The organism is Microcoleus sp. A006_D1 (assembly GCF_036702805.1).
In the GTDB taxonomy this organism is placed as follows: domain Bacteria; phylum Cyanobacteriota; class Cyanobacteriia; order Cyanobacteriales; family Microcoleaceae; genus Microcoleus.
In genome coordinates this window covers 50,984-69,914 of sequence record NZ_JAUBVZ010000009.1, presented here as the reverse complement: position 1 = coordinate 69,914, position 18,931 = coordinate 50,984, and the positions used below count along the sequence as shown (strand labels likewise).

Annotated in this window: 17 protein-coding genes; 6 read left to right on the top strand and 11 right to left on the bottom strand. The window is 46.5% G+C overall.

Features of this window, described 5'->3' with window-relative positions; all coding sequences use genetic code 11:
• The first annotated feature begins 70 nt into the window (after positions 1 to 70).
• Positions 71 to 466 (top strand): allophanate hydrolase-related protein, encoded by a 396-nt coding sequence (locus QUB68_RS17510; RefSeq protein WP_332994814.1) that lies wholly within the window; start codon positions 71 to 73, stop codon positions 464 to 466.
• Positions 467 to 722: 256 nt separating this feature from the next.
• Here the strand turns inward: QUB68_RS17510 and puuE are convergent, their stop codons facing one another.
• From puuE to QUB68_RS17490, 4 genes are all read right to left on the bottom strand, one after another.
• Positions 723 to 1,646 carry an allantoinase PuuE gene (gene puuE, locus QUB68_RS17505; protein WP_332994811.1) on the bottom strand — a complete coding sequence of 308 codons (924 nt, stop codon included), beginning with the start codon at positions 1,644 to 1,646 and terminating at the stop codon, positions 723 to 725.
• A 351-nt stretch (positions 1,647 to 1,997) separates the two neighbouring features.
• The gene (locus QUB68_RS17500; RefSeq protein WP_332994809.1) at positions 1,998 to 2,708 is read right to left on the bottom strand and encodes a GntR family transcriptional regulator; all 711 of its coding nucleotides are present in this window, start codon (positions 2,706 to 2,708) and stop codon (positions 1,998 to 2,000) included.
• Positions 2,709 to 3,147: 439 nt separating this feature from the next.
• Positions 3,148 to 5,448, bottom strand: coding sequence for an iron uptake porin (locus QUB68_RS17495; RefSeq protein ID WP_332994806.1), 2,301 nt, complete (start codon positions 5,446 to 5,448; stop codon positions 3,148 to 3,150).
• A 313-nt stretch (positions 5,449 to 5,761) separates the two neighbouring features.
• Entirely contained in the window at positions 5,762 to 6,883 is a 1,122-nt protein-coding gene (locus QUB68_RS17490; protein WP_332994804.1) for an ABC transporter substrate-binding protein, read from the bottom strand.
• A 385-nt stretch (positions 6,884 to 7,268) separates the two neighbouring features.
• Here QUB68_RS17490 and QUB68_RS17485 point away from each other — a divergent pair, with 385 nt between their 5' ends.
• Together QUB68_RS17485 and QUB68_RS17480 are read left to right on the top strand one after the other, a co-directional pair.
• Positions 7,269 to 8,096 carry an ABC transporter ATP-binding protein gene (locus QUB68_RS17485; protein WP_332994802.1) on the top strand — a complete coding sequence of 276 codons (828 nt, stop codon included), beginning with the start codon at positions 7,269 to 7,271 and terminating at the stop codon, positions 8,094 to 8,096.
• A gap of 145 nt (positions 8,097 to 8,241) precedes the next feature.
• Complete coding sequence (locus QUB68_RS17480) at positions 8,242 to 9,012, top strand: ABC transporter permease (protein ID WP_332994799.1); 771 nt, start codon at positions 8,242 to 8,244, stop codon at positions 9,010 to 9,012.
• On the opposite strand, the gene QUB68_RS17475 is transcribed toward QUB68_RS17480, so the two are convergent.
• From QUB68_RS17475 to rsmI, 7 genes are all read right to left on the bottom strand, one after another.
• On the bottom strand, positions 8,997 to 9,152 hold the full coding sequence (locus QUB68_RS17475) for a hypothetical protein (RefSeq protein WP_332994797.1): 156 nt from the start codon (positions 9,150 to 9,152) through the stop codon (positions 8,997 to 8,999). The two genes, QUB68_RS17480 and QUB68_RS17475, sit on opposite strands and share 16 nt — an antisense overlap.
• Before the next feature lie 436 nt (positions 9,153 to 9,588).
• Positions 9,589 to 10,095: a 2-oxo-4-hydroxy-4-carboxy-5-ureidoimidazoline decarboxylase gene (uraD, locus tag QUB68_RS17470; RefSeq protein ID WP_332994795.1), complete on the bottom strand. Its 507-nt coding sequence runs from the start codon at positions 10,093 to 10,095 to the stop codon at positions 9,589 to 9,591.
• Between the two features lie 133 nt (positions 10,096 to 10,228).
• Positions 10,229 to 11,242, bottom strand: a complete 1,014-nt coding sequence (locus QUB68_RS17465) for an aromatic ring-hydroxylating dioxygenase subunit alpha (protein ID WP_332994794.1) — start codon at positions 11,240 to 11,242, stop codon at positions 10,229 to 10,231.
• 128 nt (positions 11,243 to 11,370) lie between these two features.
• Positions 11,371 to 11,733, bottom strand: a complete 363-nt coding sequence (uraH, locus tag QUB68_RS17460; RefSeq protein ID WP_332994792.1) for a hydroxyisourate hydrolase — start codon at positions 11,731 to 11,733, stop codon at positions 11,371 to 11,373.
• 50 nt (positions 11,734 to 11,783) lie between these two features.
• Positions 11,784 to 12,944: an FAD-dependent urate hydroxylase HpxO gene (gene hpxO / locus QUB68_RS17455; protein ID WP_332994790.1), complete on the bottom strand. Its 1,161-nt coding sequence runs from the start codon at positions 12,942 to 12,944 to the stop codon at positions 11,784 to 11,786.
• 299 nt (positions 12,945 to 13,243) lie between these two features.
• A complete protein-coding gene (locus QUB68_RS17450; RefSeq protein ID WP_332994788.1) occupies positions 13,244 to 14,464 on the bottom strand; it encodes a glycosyltransferase in 1,221 nt (406 codons plus the stop codon).
• A gap of 97 nt (positions 14,465 to 14,561) precedes the next feature.
• Positions 14,562 to 15,434 carry a 16S rRNA (cytidine(1402)-2'-O)-methyltransferase gene (gene rsmI / locus QUB68_RS17445; protein ID WP_332994785.1) on the bottom strand — a complete coding sequence of 291 codons (873 nt, stop codon included), beginning with the start codon at positions 15,432 to 15,434 and terminating at the stop codon, positions 14,562 to 14,564.
• Between the two features lie 50 nt (positions 15,435 to 15,484).
• On the opposite strand from rsmI, the gene QUB68_RS17440 reads away from it, so the two are divergent.
• From QUB68_RS17440 to QUB68_RS17430, 3 genes are all read left to right on the top strand, one after another.
• A complete protein-coding gene (locus QUB68_RS17440; RefSeq protein WP_332994782.1) occupies positions 15,485 to 16,348 on the top strand; it encodes a PfkB family carbohydrate kinase in 864 nt (287 codons plus the stop codon).
• Positions 16,349 to 16,593: 245 nt separating this feature from the next.
• The gene (locus QUB68_RS17435; protein WP_332994780.1) at positions 16,594 to 17,724 is read left to right on the top strand and encodes a cupin-like domain-containing protein; all 1,131 of its coding nucleotides are present in this window, start codon (positions 16,594 to 16,596) and stop codon (positions 17,722 to 17,724) included.
• Positions 17,725 to 17,899: 175 nt separating this feature from the next.
• A complete protein-coding gene (locus QUB68_RS17430) occupies positions 17,900 to 18,778 on the top strand; it encodes a 3'(2'),5'-bisphosphate nucleotidase CysQ family protein (RefSeq protein ID WP_332994778.1) in 879 nt (292 codons plus the stop codon).
• Positions 18,779 to 18,931 lie beyond the last annotated feature (153 nt).

Genomic DNA, 18,931 nt, shown 5'->3' with positions numbered 1-18,931 from the left:
CTTCTTTTTACCCGCTGGCGCGGCCTTTATAGCCTTCTTCCTTCTTCCTTCTTTCTTCTTCCTTCTACTTATGAATCAAACAGCAATTGCAGCAAAACGAGTATTCATTTGCGGTTCCGCCCTTCGCGGCCAGCCGGACAACAAAAACCTTGGAGATGCCAAGTTCCTCAGAGAAGCCAAAACACGTCCGATTTACCGCTTGCACTCGGCAGAAAACGGCTGGCATCCTGCTATTTATGAAGTGGCTAGCGGAGGCGCATCAATTCCGGGAGAAGTATACGAATTAACTCCCGAAGACTTTGAACAGCTTGCAACGGGCGAGCCCCCACATATGTATCCATCCGATGTGATTCTCGAAGACGGGGAAGTATTAACTGCTTTCCTGTACCCGCGCGAGTTAGTGGAGAAATACCAATGGGAAGATATTTCCGATCGCGGTGGGTGGGCCGCTTACAAAGCAGGTTAGCACTACTGAGTTTTGCACCATTTGCAATCAGCCTGCCTGTTAGGGCGGGCGAGACACCCCACAATCAAACTCACCTTTTGTGGAACAGGCATCTTGCCTGTTCTTGGCCCTTTCTGGAACAGGCATCTTGCCTGTTCTTGACGGGCGAGACACCCCACAATCAAACTCACCTTTTGTGGAACAGGCAAGATGCCTGTTCTTGACGGGTGCAAGATGTCAGGATTTCAGTCCTCTCTTTTGTTTCGTAGTAAAAACTTCAGTCCTCCTTAAAAACCATCGGTTTATGATATTCATGCCAGTGTCGGGCAATATCAATGCGGCGGCATATCCAAACCCTTTCATGCTGCTGCACGTAATCCAAAAAACGCGCCAAGGCCGCCGCCCGCCCCGGCCTCCCCGCCAAACGACAATGCAGCCCCACACTCATCATCTTCGGCGCAGTCTCGCCCTCGGCGTAGAGTACATCAAAGGAATCGCGCAGGTAAGCAAAAAACTGATCGCCAGAGTTAAACCCCTGACTCGTCGCAAACCGCATATCGTTATTGTCGAGGGTATAAGGAATTACTAAGTGAGGCCTGTCGCACTCGTACACCCAGTAAGGCAAGTCATCCGCGTAGCTGTCCGCATCGTAGAGAAAACCACCTTCTTCGACTACTAGCTTGCGGGTGTGGGCACTTGTGCGCCCCGTATACCAGCCGAGGGGACGGCTGCCGGTAACTTGGGTGTGAATCGCGATCGCCCTTTGCAAATGCTCCCGTTCCGCCTCTTCCCCAAAATACTTATAATCAATCCAGCGGTAGCCGTGACTGGCAATTTCCCAATCGGCCTCCAACATCGCTGCAACTGCTTCGGGATGCCTTTCTAAGGCCATCGCCACGCCGTAAACAGTCACCGGTATCTTCCGAGAAGTAAACATCCTGTGCAAGCGCCACAAACCCGCCCGACTGCCGTATTCGTAACAGGATTCCATATTCATGTGGCGCAGTCCCGATAGGGGCTCGGCGCCGACAATCTCTGACAGAAATGTTTCCGAAGAACCGTCACCGTGCAGGATGCAGGTTTCTCCGCCTTCTTCGTAGTTGATCACAAATTGTAGTGCTAGGCGCGATCGATCGGGCCATTGAGGATTGGGGGGATTTTGCCCGTAACCGACTAATTCTCTGGGATAATTTGCTGACATATATAACAGTTGACAGTTGACAGTTGACAGTTGACAGTTGCATATTACGGGAATCAAATCATTTATGCTTAAGGGGTATCGGGTCTATTCATCCCGACAAAGAAACCGGGTTTCGTGATTTGATTTATTTCAATAGACTTGAATTGAAAAAGTTATTTTAATCAATTTTTAGGACGTTGCTCTGAGCATCGTCCTAACTATTTTTGCAAGAGGTCTAATTTATCTATTTTACCAGAAACAATTGGTTTAAAGCCGGAACCCTGATCGGGGAGAAATTAAAAGAAAACTATTCATTACTCCAATCCTCTTCCTTTTAGGTATAGGTCGCACTCATCTGTCAACTGTCAACTGTCAACTGTCAACTGAATGAACATCTTGCTTTTCTATCTCCTGAATTTCTTTAATTACCCGCGCTTTACTAGCGATTAAATGCTCTTTCATCACTTGCTGAGCTCGGGCTGCATTCTGTTCGCTAACAGCTTGATAAATGCGGCGGTGTTCGCTGCGAATTTCCAAGACTCCCGGATTGTATTCCATCGTGCGAAGCCGCACTAAGATCATTTTATCAAACACCTGATCTAATAGAGTTACTAACCAAGAATTGTCGGAACTTTGTGCTAGCAAGCGATGAAATTGGTAGTCAGCGTAAAGCAATTGATAATTTGTCAATTCGCTCGATCGCAAATGTGTTGTACTTTCTGCTTGCAGCACGAGAGATTCCAATTGTTGCAATTGAGCCTGTGTAGCATTTTGGCAGGCCCCGGCCACCGATAGCTGTTCCAAAGCAATCCGACAATCATAAAGATCCGCTGCATCGGCGATCGACAGGGTCGCCACGCGCAATCCATGATGCGAATCTGCCGTCACTAAATTCTCCCGTTGCAGTTGGCACAAAGCCTCTCTCACCGGAGTACGGCTGACATTTAGCATATCTGCCAGTTGTGTTTCGATCAGGCGTTCTCCAGCCGCTAATTCCCCCGACAGGATAGCAGTTCGGATAGCTTGATAAGTTTGTTCGTGGAGAGATTGAGTGCGGCGAATCGCGCGAAATGAAAGACCCAAAGTCAGTTATCCTTAAGTTAAAACTAAAGTGAATTCACTGTTGTTAAAAATTGTTGATTCAGCCTCATATCTAAGATTTTTATGTTAAATAAAACTAGGTTTTGGCTGCCTCATTCTTAAGGATACATCACAGCGGCGCTCCCACACAAGATAATATGTAGAGACGCGACAGTGCCGATTGATGTCAACTTAAGACTAAAACCCCTAATAAATCTCGTTTATCCCTGAGTCCCGATCCCCCTAAATCCCCCTTAAGAAGGGGGACTTTGAGAATATTCTTGTCCCCCCCCTTAACAAGGGACTTTGAGCCGCTTCTTGTCCCCCCCTTCTTAAGGGGGGCTAGGGGGGATCGGGTTTTGATCGCCAGAAAGCCGTCTGTGACTAGGTTTGGGGTTAACTTGACACCAATGTTGCCCGCCGTGTCCCTACCCGAAGCTGCTTAAAAGCTGAACTGAGTGCGAATATTTCCCACAAACACGGTGGGATTGCCATCAAAGTTGTTCGCATTAAAGATAGCGTAGAACGCCGGGACGATCGCAATATTATTAGTAATCGGGTAATAATACGAGCCCTCTACTTCGTACTGAGTACCTCCATTGCCACCACCAGCGAGCAAGAACCTGCGGCCCGATATATAATCGTGGGGAACCACAAAGGAAAGTACACCCAACGCGCCCTTTTTTCCAATATCGGGAAATCCCATGCCAACTTGAAAAGATTGTACCTTGATGTCTCCGCCAGAGCGATCGCGATTTACCGGATTCACCTCAAGCTGCCCGTAGGAATACCGCCCAAATAAACCAAAATTCCGACCCAGCAACCAATCAAAATTTACCACAAAAGCATCGGCACCGGAATCTCTAACTTTTCCCCCAAAACCATCATCGGCATAGCCGTAAGGCAACGGTTCGCCCACTGCTCCGCCAATAAAACCATTATAAGGTTTGATACTCGATCGCGCGTAAATCAACCTGAGATTAAAAGAGTTGGTGGGGGCGTATTCCAACTGTGCTGTCATCGTATTGGAACTGTTAAACAAACCATCCCTGGGATTGCTAGCAGTATTAAATACCGCAGGATTCAGAAATTCTGTATTTTCAGCCATATAAGCAGCAGTCAACTTAAGCCGCTTGGCAGCTTGCCAACTAATAACAGCACCAGAACCGCGATCGACCGCATTTAACAGTGTACTGCCGTTCGAGTTAAAACTCGTTGCCCCTCTCAGAAAAAACGTGAAACGGTTGCCATCGAAATATCGATAATAATTCAATCGCGGCCCGATCGCAACTTGAACTTTATTTCCTACGGGAAACGTGTAAGACATCTCGCGAATTCCCACAACATTAGCCGCCGGCGTGCCAGTTTGATCTAAAAACGGCGTTCCCCACGAGTTGTAAAAACCAGCCGAAACCAATTCGTTTGCAGGCGAGTTGCCGTTGCCGAAAACCAACTGAGTCACCAGCGAATCTTTACCAGTAAACGAAGTATTTAGCGTCAGAAAAGCGTAGTAACTAAAAGTAGTTTCAGGCTGCCCGCGATCGACGCGAGTCGGTCGATTGTTGGCATCGCGAGTAGGGGCAGCAAAGGGGCTATTCGGGGCAGTGCGGCTGCGTTCTGCCCTAATATCGCCTGTCGGAAATGCTGATGTGAGGTTTAACCAAACCGTAGCATTAAGTTTCGTGGTAGTTGAAAACTGATTCGATTCTAGATTCGCAGTACGAGCTTCTAGTACATCAATTCTACCGCGCAGCGTTGCTAGTTCGGCCGCAAATTCTTCTTGCAGTCTCTGGAGTTTCTGTAAATCCTCTTTTTTAACTAAATTCGAGGTTCCTGCTGTTACCAACTCAGCAACTTTATCGAGGCAAGCATTCAAGCCGGCGGCGAATTCGTAGCGAGTCATCGCTCGATTTCCGCGATAGGTTCCGTCGGGATATCCCGCTATGCAGCCGTAGCGTTCAACTAACGATTGCAGTGCTTGAAATGCCCAATCTGTGGGTTTAACATCGCTGAGTTGGGAAACAGAAGTAACTTGTTCCATCTCCGGCGTGGATGAAGAATCGGTTATTTCTAAGCTGTCTGGTGAGATTTGGGCGATGCTTGCCGGCGCGGGATTTTGTGGGGTTTCAATTGACTCTGATAAGAGGTTTGGTTCGTTGGAGTTTTGCTTGGCTGTATCTGTAGGTGGGAGATTATTTGGTGGGGAAACTGCGGCGACTTCCGCTTCGGGGTGTGTTGATTTTGGTGAAATCTCAACAGTTTGTTCTGGGGTTAGCGCAGGATTTGTCTGTGCTGCATTTTGCTCGATCGCAATTTGCGGTGCGCCCGGTTTTTCCGTTGCTAGATTTGTCGCATTTACATCGTTGGCTTGAAATTTTTCTGCTATTTTTTCGCTTTCTGTTGCGAGGGAAATACTTTCGGGGTTTTCTGGATTTTCTGGTTTGATCTCAGCGGTAGTTTCTGGCGTTACGCCTGGATTTGTTGTTTCAATTTGGGCGATCGCACTTTGTGACTCAGCGGCAGCCACTAAAGGCAAGTCCGTTAATTTTATGGTTTCAGCAGCATGAATTTCTGCTGCATAACTTGTTGGAGAATTCAACAAGCTAATACAAAGTAGTGCTGGCGTTGCTGTCAGCAGGATTTGGAAATACAAAAATTTAGACATGATCCTCACACCGTAGATATGAAATACAAGAAATTTGAGACTTACTCGCTCTTTTAGTTGGTAGGGTGCGTCAGTCACAATCAATGCTCAATTTTTAGAGTTTTTAACTGACGCACCCTATTAGTTAAGGACTTACTTACTCAAACAGCATTTAGTCAGTTAATTGGGTGCGTCGTATCATGTCCGGTCAATTACTATAACAAAAACAGTTCGTAGTGCGGACTTTAGTCCGCTCTTTGGTTGCGGACTAAAGTCCGCACTACGAACCAATCCGATCGTTGTCAATCGACGGGACACGATATCAGTGCAATCGTGGCTCTATTTTCAGTTTTTTTAACTGACGCACCCTACCAGTTAATTTACTGTTTGTTGTAATGACTTTAGTCATTTTTTAAATCAGCGGTTTGCGCTCTGCTGCTGGAGGTAAAGCTCGCTGCTCTAAAGGAGGCAAGTAGCTTTCATCAAATATCTTATTTACTGGGGGAGCTTCTATCTTTAAAACTCCTGCTACTTGTTTGGCTGTTGTTTCCAGGCGAGTTGGATCGACTCCTCCCAAGCCAACTTTTTCAACTTCAGGAGAGATATAGAGCCGTTCTAAGGCGATTTGCAGGCGGCGTTTCTCGGCGTTTTTGTCCATCAAGCTATCTCCCGCTTTCACCACCGATTCCCATCCGGCTGTCGGATCTTTTAAAGTATCTTGCAGTCCTTTTAAATACGCTCTCAAAAATCCTTTGACTACTTCGGGATTCTTGTCGAGAAACGCTTTTTTAACCACGATCGCATTTCCGTACAAATCTAGGCCGTTCTCGTTATAGTAGAAGACATTTATATCTTCGGGCTTTCTGCCCGCTTTTTCTAAGGCTGGGATGATGGTTGTGGCAAATCCGCTCACTGCATCGATATCGCCTTTAATTAGTAAGGTTTCTCGCAGCTTTGGTTCCATTGTAATCCATTCTACGCTGTCGGGCTGCACGCCGACTTTTTCGGCAAATACTGGCCACAGTTTGCGCGGTGCATCTCCTGCGGGAGCTCCTAGCTTTTTGCCTGTTAATCCTTTAGGATCTGCAATGTTGCTCGACTTGAGGCTGACAATTGAAAAAGCCGATCGATTATAAGGCACTGCAACTGCTACTACTGGATCGTTGGGATTTTTGGCGTTGAACTCCATCATCGAGTAAATATCGCCAAATCCGAGCTCGAACTGACCGGCTGCAACTTTGGTGATGGTGTCTGAGGAACCGTAGCCCCGCTCGATTTTAACATCCAATCCTTCTGTTGAGAAATAGCCTTTGTCAATGGCGATGGTTAGCGGTGCATTATCGCCTTGCAGCAGCCAAGAGGGATTGACTTTGATGGCGCGTTTCTGGGCGGTGTCTGCCGCCGTTGTGGCTGTTGCTCCTCCCGCTGCTGGAGTAGTTGTGGCGTTCGGCTGTTGAGATTGACAGCTACTCAGGAGGGCTGGGGCTGCAATTAATATTAGGGAGAGCGATCGTACTAACCAACTATTTTTCATCACTAAAAAGCTTACTATTTGGACAACAAACCCAAGCAAAAACCCCTTGAACGCGCCAAATATGCTTACTAATCTTTGCAGATATCGCCTCAAAGTTAAGCTTGGCTAGGGCTTGTTGTATACAGTATATTACAACAATTTTGAATACTGTATACAAATACACAGTTTTTTCTTTTTGATCAAACCACAATAGACTAGGATAGATTGATATTTTCCCCAGCACTTACAGCACTTAATGGTGAGTTGGTGTAATTGAAAGTTTTTTGTATGTGGCGATACAGAAAGATTCAAGACTATGGACAATATATGGAATATAGGATCTAAAAAGATTTTTTGTATACAGAATACTGCTAATCGCTTGCTCAAGAAAGGAGATAGACTAATTATGGTACAGCATACAATGTCAACAGAGGCGATCGAAACCAAAGAACCCGTACTTTTGGAATTCGATCGCGTGGGTTTAGAGTACCAAGTTGATGGTCAACCCAGACGGATTATAGACGAGATTTCACTGTCGATCGCCCAAGGAGAATTTGTGTCATTTGTGGGCCCGAGCGGCTGCGGTAAAACATCTATTTTAAGAATGGTTTCCGGGCTGGCTCCGGCACCGCTCGGCGAAATACGGATGCGGGAAAAAAAGATTACCAAACCCCTAAAAAATGTCGGAATTGCCTTTCAGAATCCCGTGCTTTTGCCTTGGCGAAATACCCTCGACAACGTACTTTTGCCGCTGGAAGTAGTGCAGCCTTACAAGCGGGAATCTAAAGATCCGAAGCGGCGCGAGATGTTTGTGCGCCAAGCCCAAGAATTACTAACTACCGTCGGACTGCAAGACTTTCAGAAACAGTTTCCGTGGCAATTGTCGGGAGGAATGCGACAAAGAGCTTCCCTGTGTCGCGGGTTAATTCACCAACCGGAAATACTGCTGCTAGATGAACCTTTTGGCGCGTTAGATGCTTTCACCCGCGAGGAAATGTGGGTGATGCTGCAAGATTTGTGGATGCGAGTGAAGTGCGTTTGCATCCTGATCACTCACGATTTGCGTGAGGCTGTATTTTTGTCAGATACGGTTTATGTGATGGGCCCGCGGCCGAGTTCGATCGTGTATAAAGTCAAAGTCAACCTGCCACGTCCTGTCACTGTAGATATGATTCTGTCGGATGAATTCAACCACATTGTTGCAGAGTTGCGCCGCCATATTCAGCGCAATTGATTGTCTAGTCACAGATGCACGGGGGTCAGAAACCGGGTTTTTAACCCGCATACGTGCTGAAAACCCTCAATCTCTAAAAAACCCGGTTTCTTGGGGGGCGAATGCGTCCAAAACTAAAATATTTGAACAGGATTTTGAGAAAACAATGGATAATTTAGAGAGATTTTCTCAGTCAAAAACAGCCAACATTGTGATGCCACTTGCTGCCACAATTTTGCTGTTCGTGTTGTGGGAAATTCTGGTATTTTTGTTCAAGATTCCCCCGTACAACTTGCCCGCACCTTCAGCGATAATCGCGGCAAGTTTCAACCAAAGTCAGGCGCTGATCGAAAACAGCGGACAAACTCTGTTTACAACTCTAGCGGGTTTCATCCTCGCAATTGTAGCAGGGGTAGTGCTGGGGTTTCTGATCGGATATTCGCGAATTGCCTATATAGTTCTTTACCCACTATTAGTTGGGTTTAATACTGTACCGAAAGTCGCGTTAGTGCCACTGTTTGCGCTGTGGTTTGGGATTGGTACAGTGCCGGCAATTTTGACTGCTTTTTTGCTGGCATTTTTCCCGATCGCAGTTAACGTAGCTTTGGGATTAGATACAGTGGAACCAGAGATGAAAGATGTAATGCGATCGCTAGGTGCATCCCAAATCGAAATTTTCCAAAAAGTCGGGTTCCCTCACACCTTACCCTACGTCTTTGCATCCCTAAAAGTCGCAATTTCCCTGGCTTTTGTTGGCGCTGTAATTTCGGAAACAGTAGCATCCAACAAAGGCCTCGGCTACTTAATTGTCACCGCGAGTTCTAATTTCGACGTGCCTTTAGGTTTTGCAGGATTGATGGTTTTAGCAGTGATGGGAACCGTGCTTTACGGCTTGTTTGCTGCGGCGGAGAAATACCTGATTTACTGGGCGCGGTGATTGGATGGCTTCAACCAAACCCAGTGGCGGAAATTACCGTGCATATGGCCTAAAGGTTCTTCGTGCTGAACCGGTTGGATGTCTGTTACCGGTGTCGGCGCGGGGGATTTTTTGGTTGCTTGACGATTGAAGAAGTTCATAAACTTGCCTCCGAGATTTTTGTGTTTCTGGGAGACACATCGAAACCTGTCACCACGCTCCCCGGCATCAGCACCGCTTAGCTGGGGTATGTCCGAATCTTTTTCTGTGCCTTATGATACCATTCTACAACATTTTTGGCGGAACGTATCACCCGATCGGGTGATATCTCATTTGGGTTAGCTGACTCGGCGGTTGAAACCGCGTCTATACAAACGATGTCCGGATGGGGACTCGGCGGTTGAAACCGCGTCTACACAAACGATGTCCGCCTTCGCGGACTGGGGAATTAAGGGACTCGGCGGTTGAAACCGCGTCTACACAAACGATGTCCGCCTTCGCGGACTGGGGAATTAAGGGACTCGGCGGTTGAAACCGCGTCTACACAAACGATGTCCGCCTTCGCGGACTCAAGAAAGAAGGTTTGTAGTGAGAACTTCAGTCGTCTTTCCCAATGGTTGACTCCAGGCGAAACCGCGCAATCTCATAGATTTCTGCTAAAGCCTGCTGCATTTCTGCTTCCAGGGAATTGTCGAGGCGGCGCTCAAATGCTTCGAGAATGCTGGTTTTTGTGTGGTTTTTCACCGCCACAATGAAGGGGAAACTAAACTTTTGGCGATATTCTCGGTTGAGGAATTGAAAGCGATCGAATTCTGCAAGAGAAAGCCGATCCAAACCTGCACCGGCTTGTTCGTTAACCGATGCTTCCGCCATTTTTGCTTTGCTTCCCAAGTCTGGGTGTGCTTGAATTAAAGCTAATTTTTCTTCCTGAGTTGTGGAATTGACGACTGTTACCATTTTGGCGTGTAAGTCGGCTATGTTGGCAAAAGGGCGATCGTCCCAAGTGCTGCGGGCGACGGCGGGCGTATCTTCAAAAATCGCGCCCAAAGCCTCTGTAAATGCCTCCTGGCTCATTTGGTTGAGCTCAACTAGAGAGTATTGCATTGCTAATTAAATTAATTGTGCCAATTCTTAAAACTCAGACAACAGTATTCGCGTGGTGCGTCGCTGTGAGATTGTCGATGTTTTCGGGGAATTTTCCAGGGCGACGCACCCTACATCTACAAACTGTCAACTGTCAACTGACTTTAGTTTGTTCGACTTCGCCGTGGGCTTTTAGGAATGCAGCAATCTTGCGGCGGATGATGATTCCCGGCTTATCTGTCAGCATATGTTGCTCTTGGGCGATGTCGAGCGGCACGTCCCAATCGGTTGTTTCTAAAATCCGCTTATCCTCTAAAGTAACAGCGCGATCGAAGGCAATAATATCGCTGGCTTTTGCCTGATCTTCGGTATCGTTGCGGAGACAAAACTGCACCATTTGAGAAGTCGAATCGTCAATCGGAGTCATGGTATTGACGATGATGTGAACGAGTCCGTTCGGGTAAGCAATCCGCAGTTTGACGGTAAACGGCATAAACCAAACTCCATCGATCGTCCGCACGGTTTCCTGTTGCTCTATTTTTAAGTTTTGCTGTTGTTGTGCGGGATTGGTGACACCCAAAACGCTCCGATAATGCAGTTCCCATTCTGTTTCTGTAAACTCCATCACATCCGGCGTGAGATGCTCTTCGCTGCCGAAAGTTGTGGTATGTACAAAAGTAGGATGAGCCATATCTAATTCATTTTCCATCACTCGCAATCCCGCACAATTCCAAGGTTCGTAAAATTCGTGAATTTGGCGGTAGTTGGGGTCTGCTGCTTCGGGAATATCGGGAATGTCGGCGATTGGTTCGCCCAAACAAACCCAAACGTATCCGTAGCGATCGCACGTCTGATAAGATTTGACTTTGTAGTTAGGAGAAATTGCGCCGTTTGGCTGTTGGGGAACGCGGACACAAGTTCCTGACGAGTTGAATGTCCAGCCGTGGTAAGCACAGGAAATGTTGCCGTTGACAACTTTTCCCAGGGAAAGTTTAGCAGTACGGTGACAGCAGCGGTCTTCTACTGCTGCGGGTTTGCCTTCGGAATCGAGCCAAAGTGCGATCGGCTGACCTAATAATACAAAAGGTTTGGGTTCGCCACCCAATTCTGCAATGGGAATAACGGGATACCAGAAGCGTTTGAAAACAGGTTGTTTGGTGACTAACATGGTTTTTCCCAACCAGAATTGACTAATTATGTATGATGCTTATGGGCGCACCTTACCTCTATTATTCTTTAGTCCGCGCAGGCGGACTTCGTTTGTGTAGACGCGGTTTCAACCGCCGAGTATATTATTCAACTACCGCGATAGGTGCTGTAAGACCAAGGCGAAACTAACAGCGGTACGTGATAGTGTAAGCTTGGATCGGCGATGCCAAATTGAATTGGAACGCTGTTTAAAAAAGGCGGATCTGGCAAATTTTCGGCGGACTGCGCGAAGTATTCGCCAACAGCAAAGACTAATTCGTAAACTCCGGGTTTGAGGTCGCTTTCTGATAGTAACGGAGCAGCGGTACGGCCGTCAGCATTGGTTGTTACAGTTTTTAGCAGGGTTTTGGCGCCGGAGTTGGGGTCAATTGATTGCAGGGCGATCGACATATTTGCCGCCGGACAGCCACGGGCTGTATCGAGAACGTGGGTAGTAAGTTTGCCTGACATTATTGTAAGGTTAAATGCTGATTGTTGATTGACTTTTGCGTTAGATTGTGCTAGTGTAACGGGCCTGCCATGATGACTTTTGCTATTGAATCAGTCACATTGGTTGGCTTTTCCTGAGCCAGTTGTTCGTACCATTTATCCGTCACCTGCGGATCTTTACCGTGAATTTCTTCGGCACGCTCCCGCGCTTTTTCTACAACTGCATTCGCCCGCTGCTTGCGCTCAGTTTCGTAGCGTTTGAGGGCGTATTCTACCCCCAAATTCGTAGTCGAAAGGTAGTTGCTGAGTACCAGCCCATCTTCCATAGCCTGACAGCCTCCCTGGCCCAAATCTGGGCAGGTAGCGTGGGCGGAATCTCCTAGCAAAGCAACTCTACCGCGAACGTAGGAGTCGATCGGCCCTACGTCGTGAATTTCGGGCCGGGCGACTGTGGCGGGATCGAAAGTTTCGATCAGCAATTGCACTGGTTCGGCCCAACCTTTAAAATGTTCTTTAAGTTCGGCTTTGTAATTGTCGGGATTGGCAGGAGTTCCTGTCGGTAAGGGAACATCTAAGAAAAAGTAAAAGCGATCGCCCGCGACGGGCATTAATGAAGCCCGCTTGTAGTCGCCGACATAAATCGCCCAAGTGTCTTTCGGCGCTAGTGCTTCATCGGCAGGCACAAGTCCATTCCAGTTAATATAACCGCCGTATTTCGGCTGTACTTCGTGGCCCAGTACATAGGTTCGCAAAATTGAGCGCACACCATCCGCCGCCACCAACAAATCGCCCCGCGCTTTGTCTCCGTTTTCAAAGGTTGCAGTTACTCCGGTTGCGTCTTCTTCTACGGCGACACATTTGCGATCGAGCTTGACTTCTCCCTTAAAAGCTGCTAATAACATTTGTTGTAAATCGCGGCGCGCCACCGGATAAGGACGCTGACCGACTTGTTGAATTAGCGGCATTAAATCGATGTCATTTAGCAGTTGACCGGTTTTGGTGCGGTATTCCATGCGATCCATTTTGCCGCCAATTTTCGCCATGTTTTCGCCTAAACCCAAGCGGTTGAGAACTTTGACCCCGTTTGACCACAGGGAAATGCCAGCGCCTGCTGGACGCAGTTCTTTTACGCGATCGTATATTTCAACTTCATATCCTGCTTGTTGCAGCGCAATGCCCGCAGTTAAGCCACCAATTCCTGCACCGATGATGACAACTTTTAAGTCCTGCATTGTGTGTTTCTCCTGTTGAATGACATCATCATATTATTGTATATTTTATATTTTATATTTTAGTATCGATCATTACATCTGAGGTAGGGTGCATCAGATTGCATTTATATCGGGGCCAGTCAATCACCCGTAATACAAATAAGTTTGTAGTGAGGACTTTAGTCCTGCTTTTTCGGACTAAAGTCCGTAATACAAACAAGTTTGTAGTGAGGACTTTAGTCCTTCTTGGATTCAGGTTTGTAGTGAGGACTTTAGTCCTTCTTGGATTGGGACTAAAGTCCGTACTACAAACCTGCCAATTATCCTATAAACTTTGTCAACTCACCGAGATTTTGCTGAATCGTATTTATGCCGCGAATATGAGACAGGGGAGAGCCTCCGTACAAAAAACTATCCAAACTAACTTGATAATTTTGCTGAACTGCCAAATCCAGCCACAAATTCTTAAATGCTGCTCCCGGTTTGTAGTCGGGAATGTTATGCTGATAGTAAGGAAAACTGTCTATACAAGTGTTAAAAAAGTTTTTGCGGCCGCAATGCTTTAAATACTGATATCGTGGCTTAAATTCGGTTTTATTTTCCAAGACTGTATGAATCGTATCGGCTAAGGATTCCGGGTCGAATTTGGCATAAAGTCCCGCACCTTCGGGGAAAACAGGCGAGTTTCCTCTGGAATATTGGTTAAATTCTTCAAAACAAATTACTGGTACGTTGCAACTCATTGCTTCGGTAATTCCGCGATTTTTGCCTTCGAGAAGAGAACCGAGGACGAAGGCTTGCGCCCGCGAATAATAGTTGGAAATTTCTTGGTAGTAGTCAACTCGCGGCAGTAAGTTGATGTAGTCGGAGGGATTGCCTAAAATTTGCTCTACTTGGTGCCATTCTTTTAAGGCGAGTTCGTCGAGAGTATTTAGGTTATTAACATCAAAGTCGTGGCCGCTGACAACTGTTAATTTGATTGGTTTCTGCGGATATTTTTGGCTGTAAATTTTTAAGGCTTTGGCAATTATCGGCAAGTTCTTTTCTTCGGAAATGCGGGCGACGGCGAGTAAGTCGATGTCTTTGGCGGGGACGTTGCGAGGGGAAATTAAGTATTCGTTGATGAAGTCTGTGTCTTGCAGTGGTATGATTGGTTTGTTGGCGCGATCGACATAAGTCTCACGAAACCACTTATCTCGCTGCGGGTTTTTGTATAAACTGGAGTAAGCGTCGGCTACCGGTGCCCAGGAATAGGACGTTCCGGGGGAATAGGTGAAGGAGAAAAATACTGAAGAAAGTTGGGGAAATAGTTTGTTTATCAGTTCGACTCCTTCGCTGAAGTAAATCCCTTTGATGAATTTTCCTTCGTAAAACAGCGGGGGAAGCAAGACGTAGAAACTGACGGTATCGAAGCGGTGGGGTTGGTCTTCAAATATCTCCCAGCTAAATGCGTCTAAGTCTGCATAGATTTCGGCGATTGGTTTGTTGATGTGGGGGTTGCGTAAGTAGGGTTTTTGTCGATCGTAGTTTCCGCGTACCATAGAATTATTAGTGTGATTATTTAGCTTTTTTTATTTATTTAACCGCAGAGGGCGCAGAGGGCGCAGAGGAGGAGAAGAGAGAGTTATTCACAAGTCATCAAGCGGGTTGTTCGGGTGATTCGCCGTCGCCTATTGTGAGGGCGAGTTGGTAGATTTGGCGGCGGGGGAGGGATGTTTGTTGCGCTAGTTGGCGGCTGGCTTGGGAACGGCTTATGCCTTCTGCTATTAATGTTTGCAATTCTGCTTTGATGGCGTCTTCTGAGAAAATTGGTGCGTCTGTTTGCAGGCCGCCAATTACTAGGGTAAATTCTCCTTGGGGTTCGCGGCTGGTGTAAAGTTCGATCGCACTTTTGATACTACCACGCCAAAACTCTTCGTGCATTTTTGTCAATTCCCTCGCTAGCACAATCTGTCTGTCGGTTCCCAAAGTAATTGCTAAATCTTGTAAAGTTTGCCGCAATCGGTGCGGAGATTCGTATAAGATAATAGTGCGGGATTCTATTTGCAAATTTTCTAAACTCCGCTGGCGTTCTTGACCTTTGACGGGTAAAAATCCTTCAAATACAAATCTGTCTGTAGGTAATCCCGATGCACTTATCCCGACTATGCAGGCGCTGGGGCCGGGAATCGGAATAATGTTAATGTTAGCATCGGCGCAGGCTTTGACTAATTCGTATCCGGGGTCAGAAATTCCCGGCATTCCAGCATCGGTTACGAGGGCGATACTTTTTCCTAACAGCAGTTTGTCGATTAATTCGGGGAGTCGCTGCTGTTGATTATGTTCGTGATAGCTGATTTGGGGCGTTTTGATTTGAAAGTGGTGTAAAAGTTTGCCTGTGTGGCGCGTGTCTTCGGCTGCGATGAAGTCTGCTGCTTGCAAAATTCGGATGGCGCGATATGTCATGTCTTCGAGATTGCCGATCGGCGTTCCGACAATGTAAAGTGTTCCTGTATTGGGATTTGGCTGCATTTTGATAATTTGGAGTTTTTAACCGCAGATGAACGCGGATTCACGCAGATATGAAGACTGGATTGTTTTTGGGATTGGCAACTTTAGATTTAATTTATTTGGCCGAGAAGCCTCCGGGTGAAAATCAGAAGGTTGTTGCTGCTGATTGTACCATTCCTGCGGGCGGGCCGGCGACAAATGCTGCGGTGGCTTTTAGCGCTTTGGGGAATGTGGCGGTGTTGGCGGGGGTTTTGGGCACTCACGCGATCGCCCAATTGATTCGTGCAGACTTAGCGGAGTATGATGTCAGGATAATCGATTTGCAACCAGGGCGATCGCACTCTCCGCCAGTCTCTTCGATTATTGTAACTGAACAAACGGGCGATCGGGCAGTAATCTCGATTAATGCTACTAAATCCCAGGTTGACAGCCAAGCAATTAATCCCGATATTTTTACATCAGTTAATATCATACTGTTTGACGGACACCAAATCCCAGCCAGCCTAGAAATTGCTCAATTCGCCAAATCCAAAAACATCCCAATTGTTTTAGATGGCGGCAGTTGGAAACCCGGATTAGAGGAAATATTGCCATTCGTTAAATGGGCCGTGTGTTCGGATAACTTTCATCCGCCCGAATGCGATAATTCCCAACAAATCTTTGCTTATCTCTCAGCAGCCGGAATTCCCAACATTGCCATCACTCGTGGCGAAAAACCAATTCAATACCTCAGCAATGGCAGTTTTGGTAATTTAGAAGTACCTCAAATTCAAGCCGCAGACACATTAGGCGCAGGCGACATCTTTCACGGTGCATTCTGCCACTACATTTTACAAGAAAACTTTACGAACGCCCTAGCCGCCGCGGCTAAAGTAGCTTCCGATTCCTGCAAATATTTCGGAACCCGCCAATGGATAAAAAATCTTCAACCTTAACTTTAAATTAACACAAATATCCGGACAAAAGCGATCGCACCCAGAAAACTCTAACAGCCAACACTTGTTAAGCTAAAATAGTCATAGCAACCCTCTCTCTCTTCCTTAGCGCCCGTGGAACAGGCGTCTCGCCTGTTCATTTTCGCGGTTCGCAAAAAAACTCATTCACAAACCAAACAAGATTGCTATATTAGTCAAACACCTGCAAGCAAAACCAAACTACCCTAAAACAAAACACTCGAATCATGCCTGAAACCCAACCCCTAACCATCACACTTCCCCCCTTGCGGATTACCCTAACCGAAGAACAGCAAGTTAACCTAGAATGGCTGACGCAAAACTTGCCCAATCTACTCGCAGCAGCGCCCAGCAAACCACAAGTCCCCGACAACCTGAAACAGTGGGTGGCGGCCAATAAATTATTAAATCTACCAGATGCAGACATCATTCAAGGCTTAATAAATACAGGTGTTGATGCCGAAACAGCAACCGCAGAAGTTACGGCCATATCATCTCATCCTTACTTCCAAGCAGGCAGTCAATACGTGCAGTTACTGCAAAAACTGGAATCGCAACTCAGCATCAACAATCAATTAGCAGCCCTTTCTTCCAAGTTTGGCACAATCGAACGCAAAAGCAGCCTTTCCCGAGAGTATTTTTTAGAGAATTACTACGCCAAAAATACTCCGGTAATTATTACCAACATCATGCACAACTGGAAAGCATTGCAGTTGTGGACGCCGGAGTATTTGCAGCAAAAATACGGCGATGCAGCGGTAGAAATTCAAGCCAACCGCAACTCAGACCCGGATTACGAAATTAAGGTACACAACCACAAAAAAACCGTTCAGTTCCGCGAGTATATAGATATGGTCGTCAACGGCGGCCCCAGCAACGACTGCTACATGGTTGCTAACAACCAAACTTTGGAAAGAGAAGAATTTAAACCCTTATTTAACGACTTTGAAATTTTTCCCGAATATCTCAATCCCGACGATACAAAAGGCAGAGTTTTCTTTTGGTTTGGCCCGAAAGGTACAATTACGCCGCTGCATCACGACCCAGTTAATTTAGTTTTAGCACAGGTATCGGGACGCAAACTGATTAAGTTGATTTGTCCGCAGCAAACACCTCTACTTTACAATCACGTCGGAGTTTTCAGCAAGGTTGACGGCGAGAATCCCGACTATGACAAATATCCGCTTTACAGAGATGCGAAAATCATTGAGGTGATTTTGGAACCGGGAGAAGTTATATTTATTCCTGTGGGTTGGTGGCATCACGTAAAATCGCTGGAAGTGAGTATTTCGGTGTCGTTTACTAATTTTGTGTTTCCCAATTATTATGAATGGAAATATCCTCATATTAATTGGTAGTTGACAGTTGACAGTTGACAGTTGGCAGTTGGCAGTTGGCAGTTGTCAGTTGGCAGTTGTCAGTTGGCAGTTGGCAGTTGGCAGTTAATCACTCATTCGTAGGGTGCGTCACTTGGGGTTTTTCGATTATTATGAAGTAGATGCAATCTGACGCACCCTACTTAAATCGACAAACATGAAAAATCTCGAAGAATTAAGCGAAATTGCCCAGGCCGCAGCTTGGGGTGCCGCAGATATTTTGCAATCCTATTATCGCCCTGATTGCAATACTCCAAGCCTGGACATTCAAGAAAAAAAAGACGGCCCAGTTACCGCCGCCGATGTAGCAGCCAATTCTTACATCCTAGACAAACTGCAATCAGTTTTAGGGAATGCAGAATTTGGCTATCTCAGCGAAGAAACTTACAAATCTTATTTAGAAAGTTGCGGTCAAATTCCTTTACCTCAATCTTGGGTTTGGATTATTGACCCTTTGGATGGAACGCGCGATTTTATTGACAAAACCGGGGAATTTGCGGTTCACATTGCTTTAGCGTTCGAGGGAAAACCCGTATTAGCAGTTGTGGCTTGGCCGGAACAGCAAAAGATTTATTATGCCATCCGCGATGCAGGGGCTTTTGGGGAAAGTCGCGGGGGTTCTGCGGTGAAATTGCAGGTTTCTGCGCGCAATATAGTGGCAGATTTATCTATAGTAACAAGTCGTAGTCACCGGGACGATCGCCTAAATCGATTATTGCACAAATTTCCCTGCCAAAATCAACTGGCTGTCGGCAGCATCGGCTGCAAGATTGCGACGATTGTCGAACAAAAAGCTGATGTTTATATTGCGCTTTCCGCCAAGTCTGCGCCGAAGGATTGGGATTTGGCTGCGCCGGAATTGATTTTGACGGAAGCGGGCGGCCGATTTACTCGTTTTGACGGTTCTGCTTTGCAATACAACCGGGGAGATGTTAGTCAGTGGGGGGGATTATTGGCGAGTAATGGTTGCTGTCACGCTGCTTTGTGCGCGGATGCTGAGGGGATTTTGACGGAGATTGATGCGGGTTTGCGGTAATCAACTGTTTTGTCAAAAGCTGTCCCACATTTAATACCAATTTTCATAATTGTTGCAACATTATTTGTAGTGTCGCTATCGATGATTCCCAAAAGAGTCGAAAAGCTTATAGCACAATACGGTTCATAAGATGCGTCGGTGTTAAATTGTCGA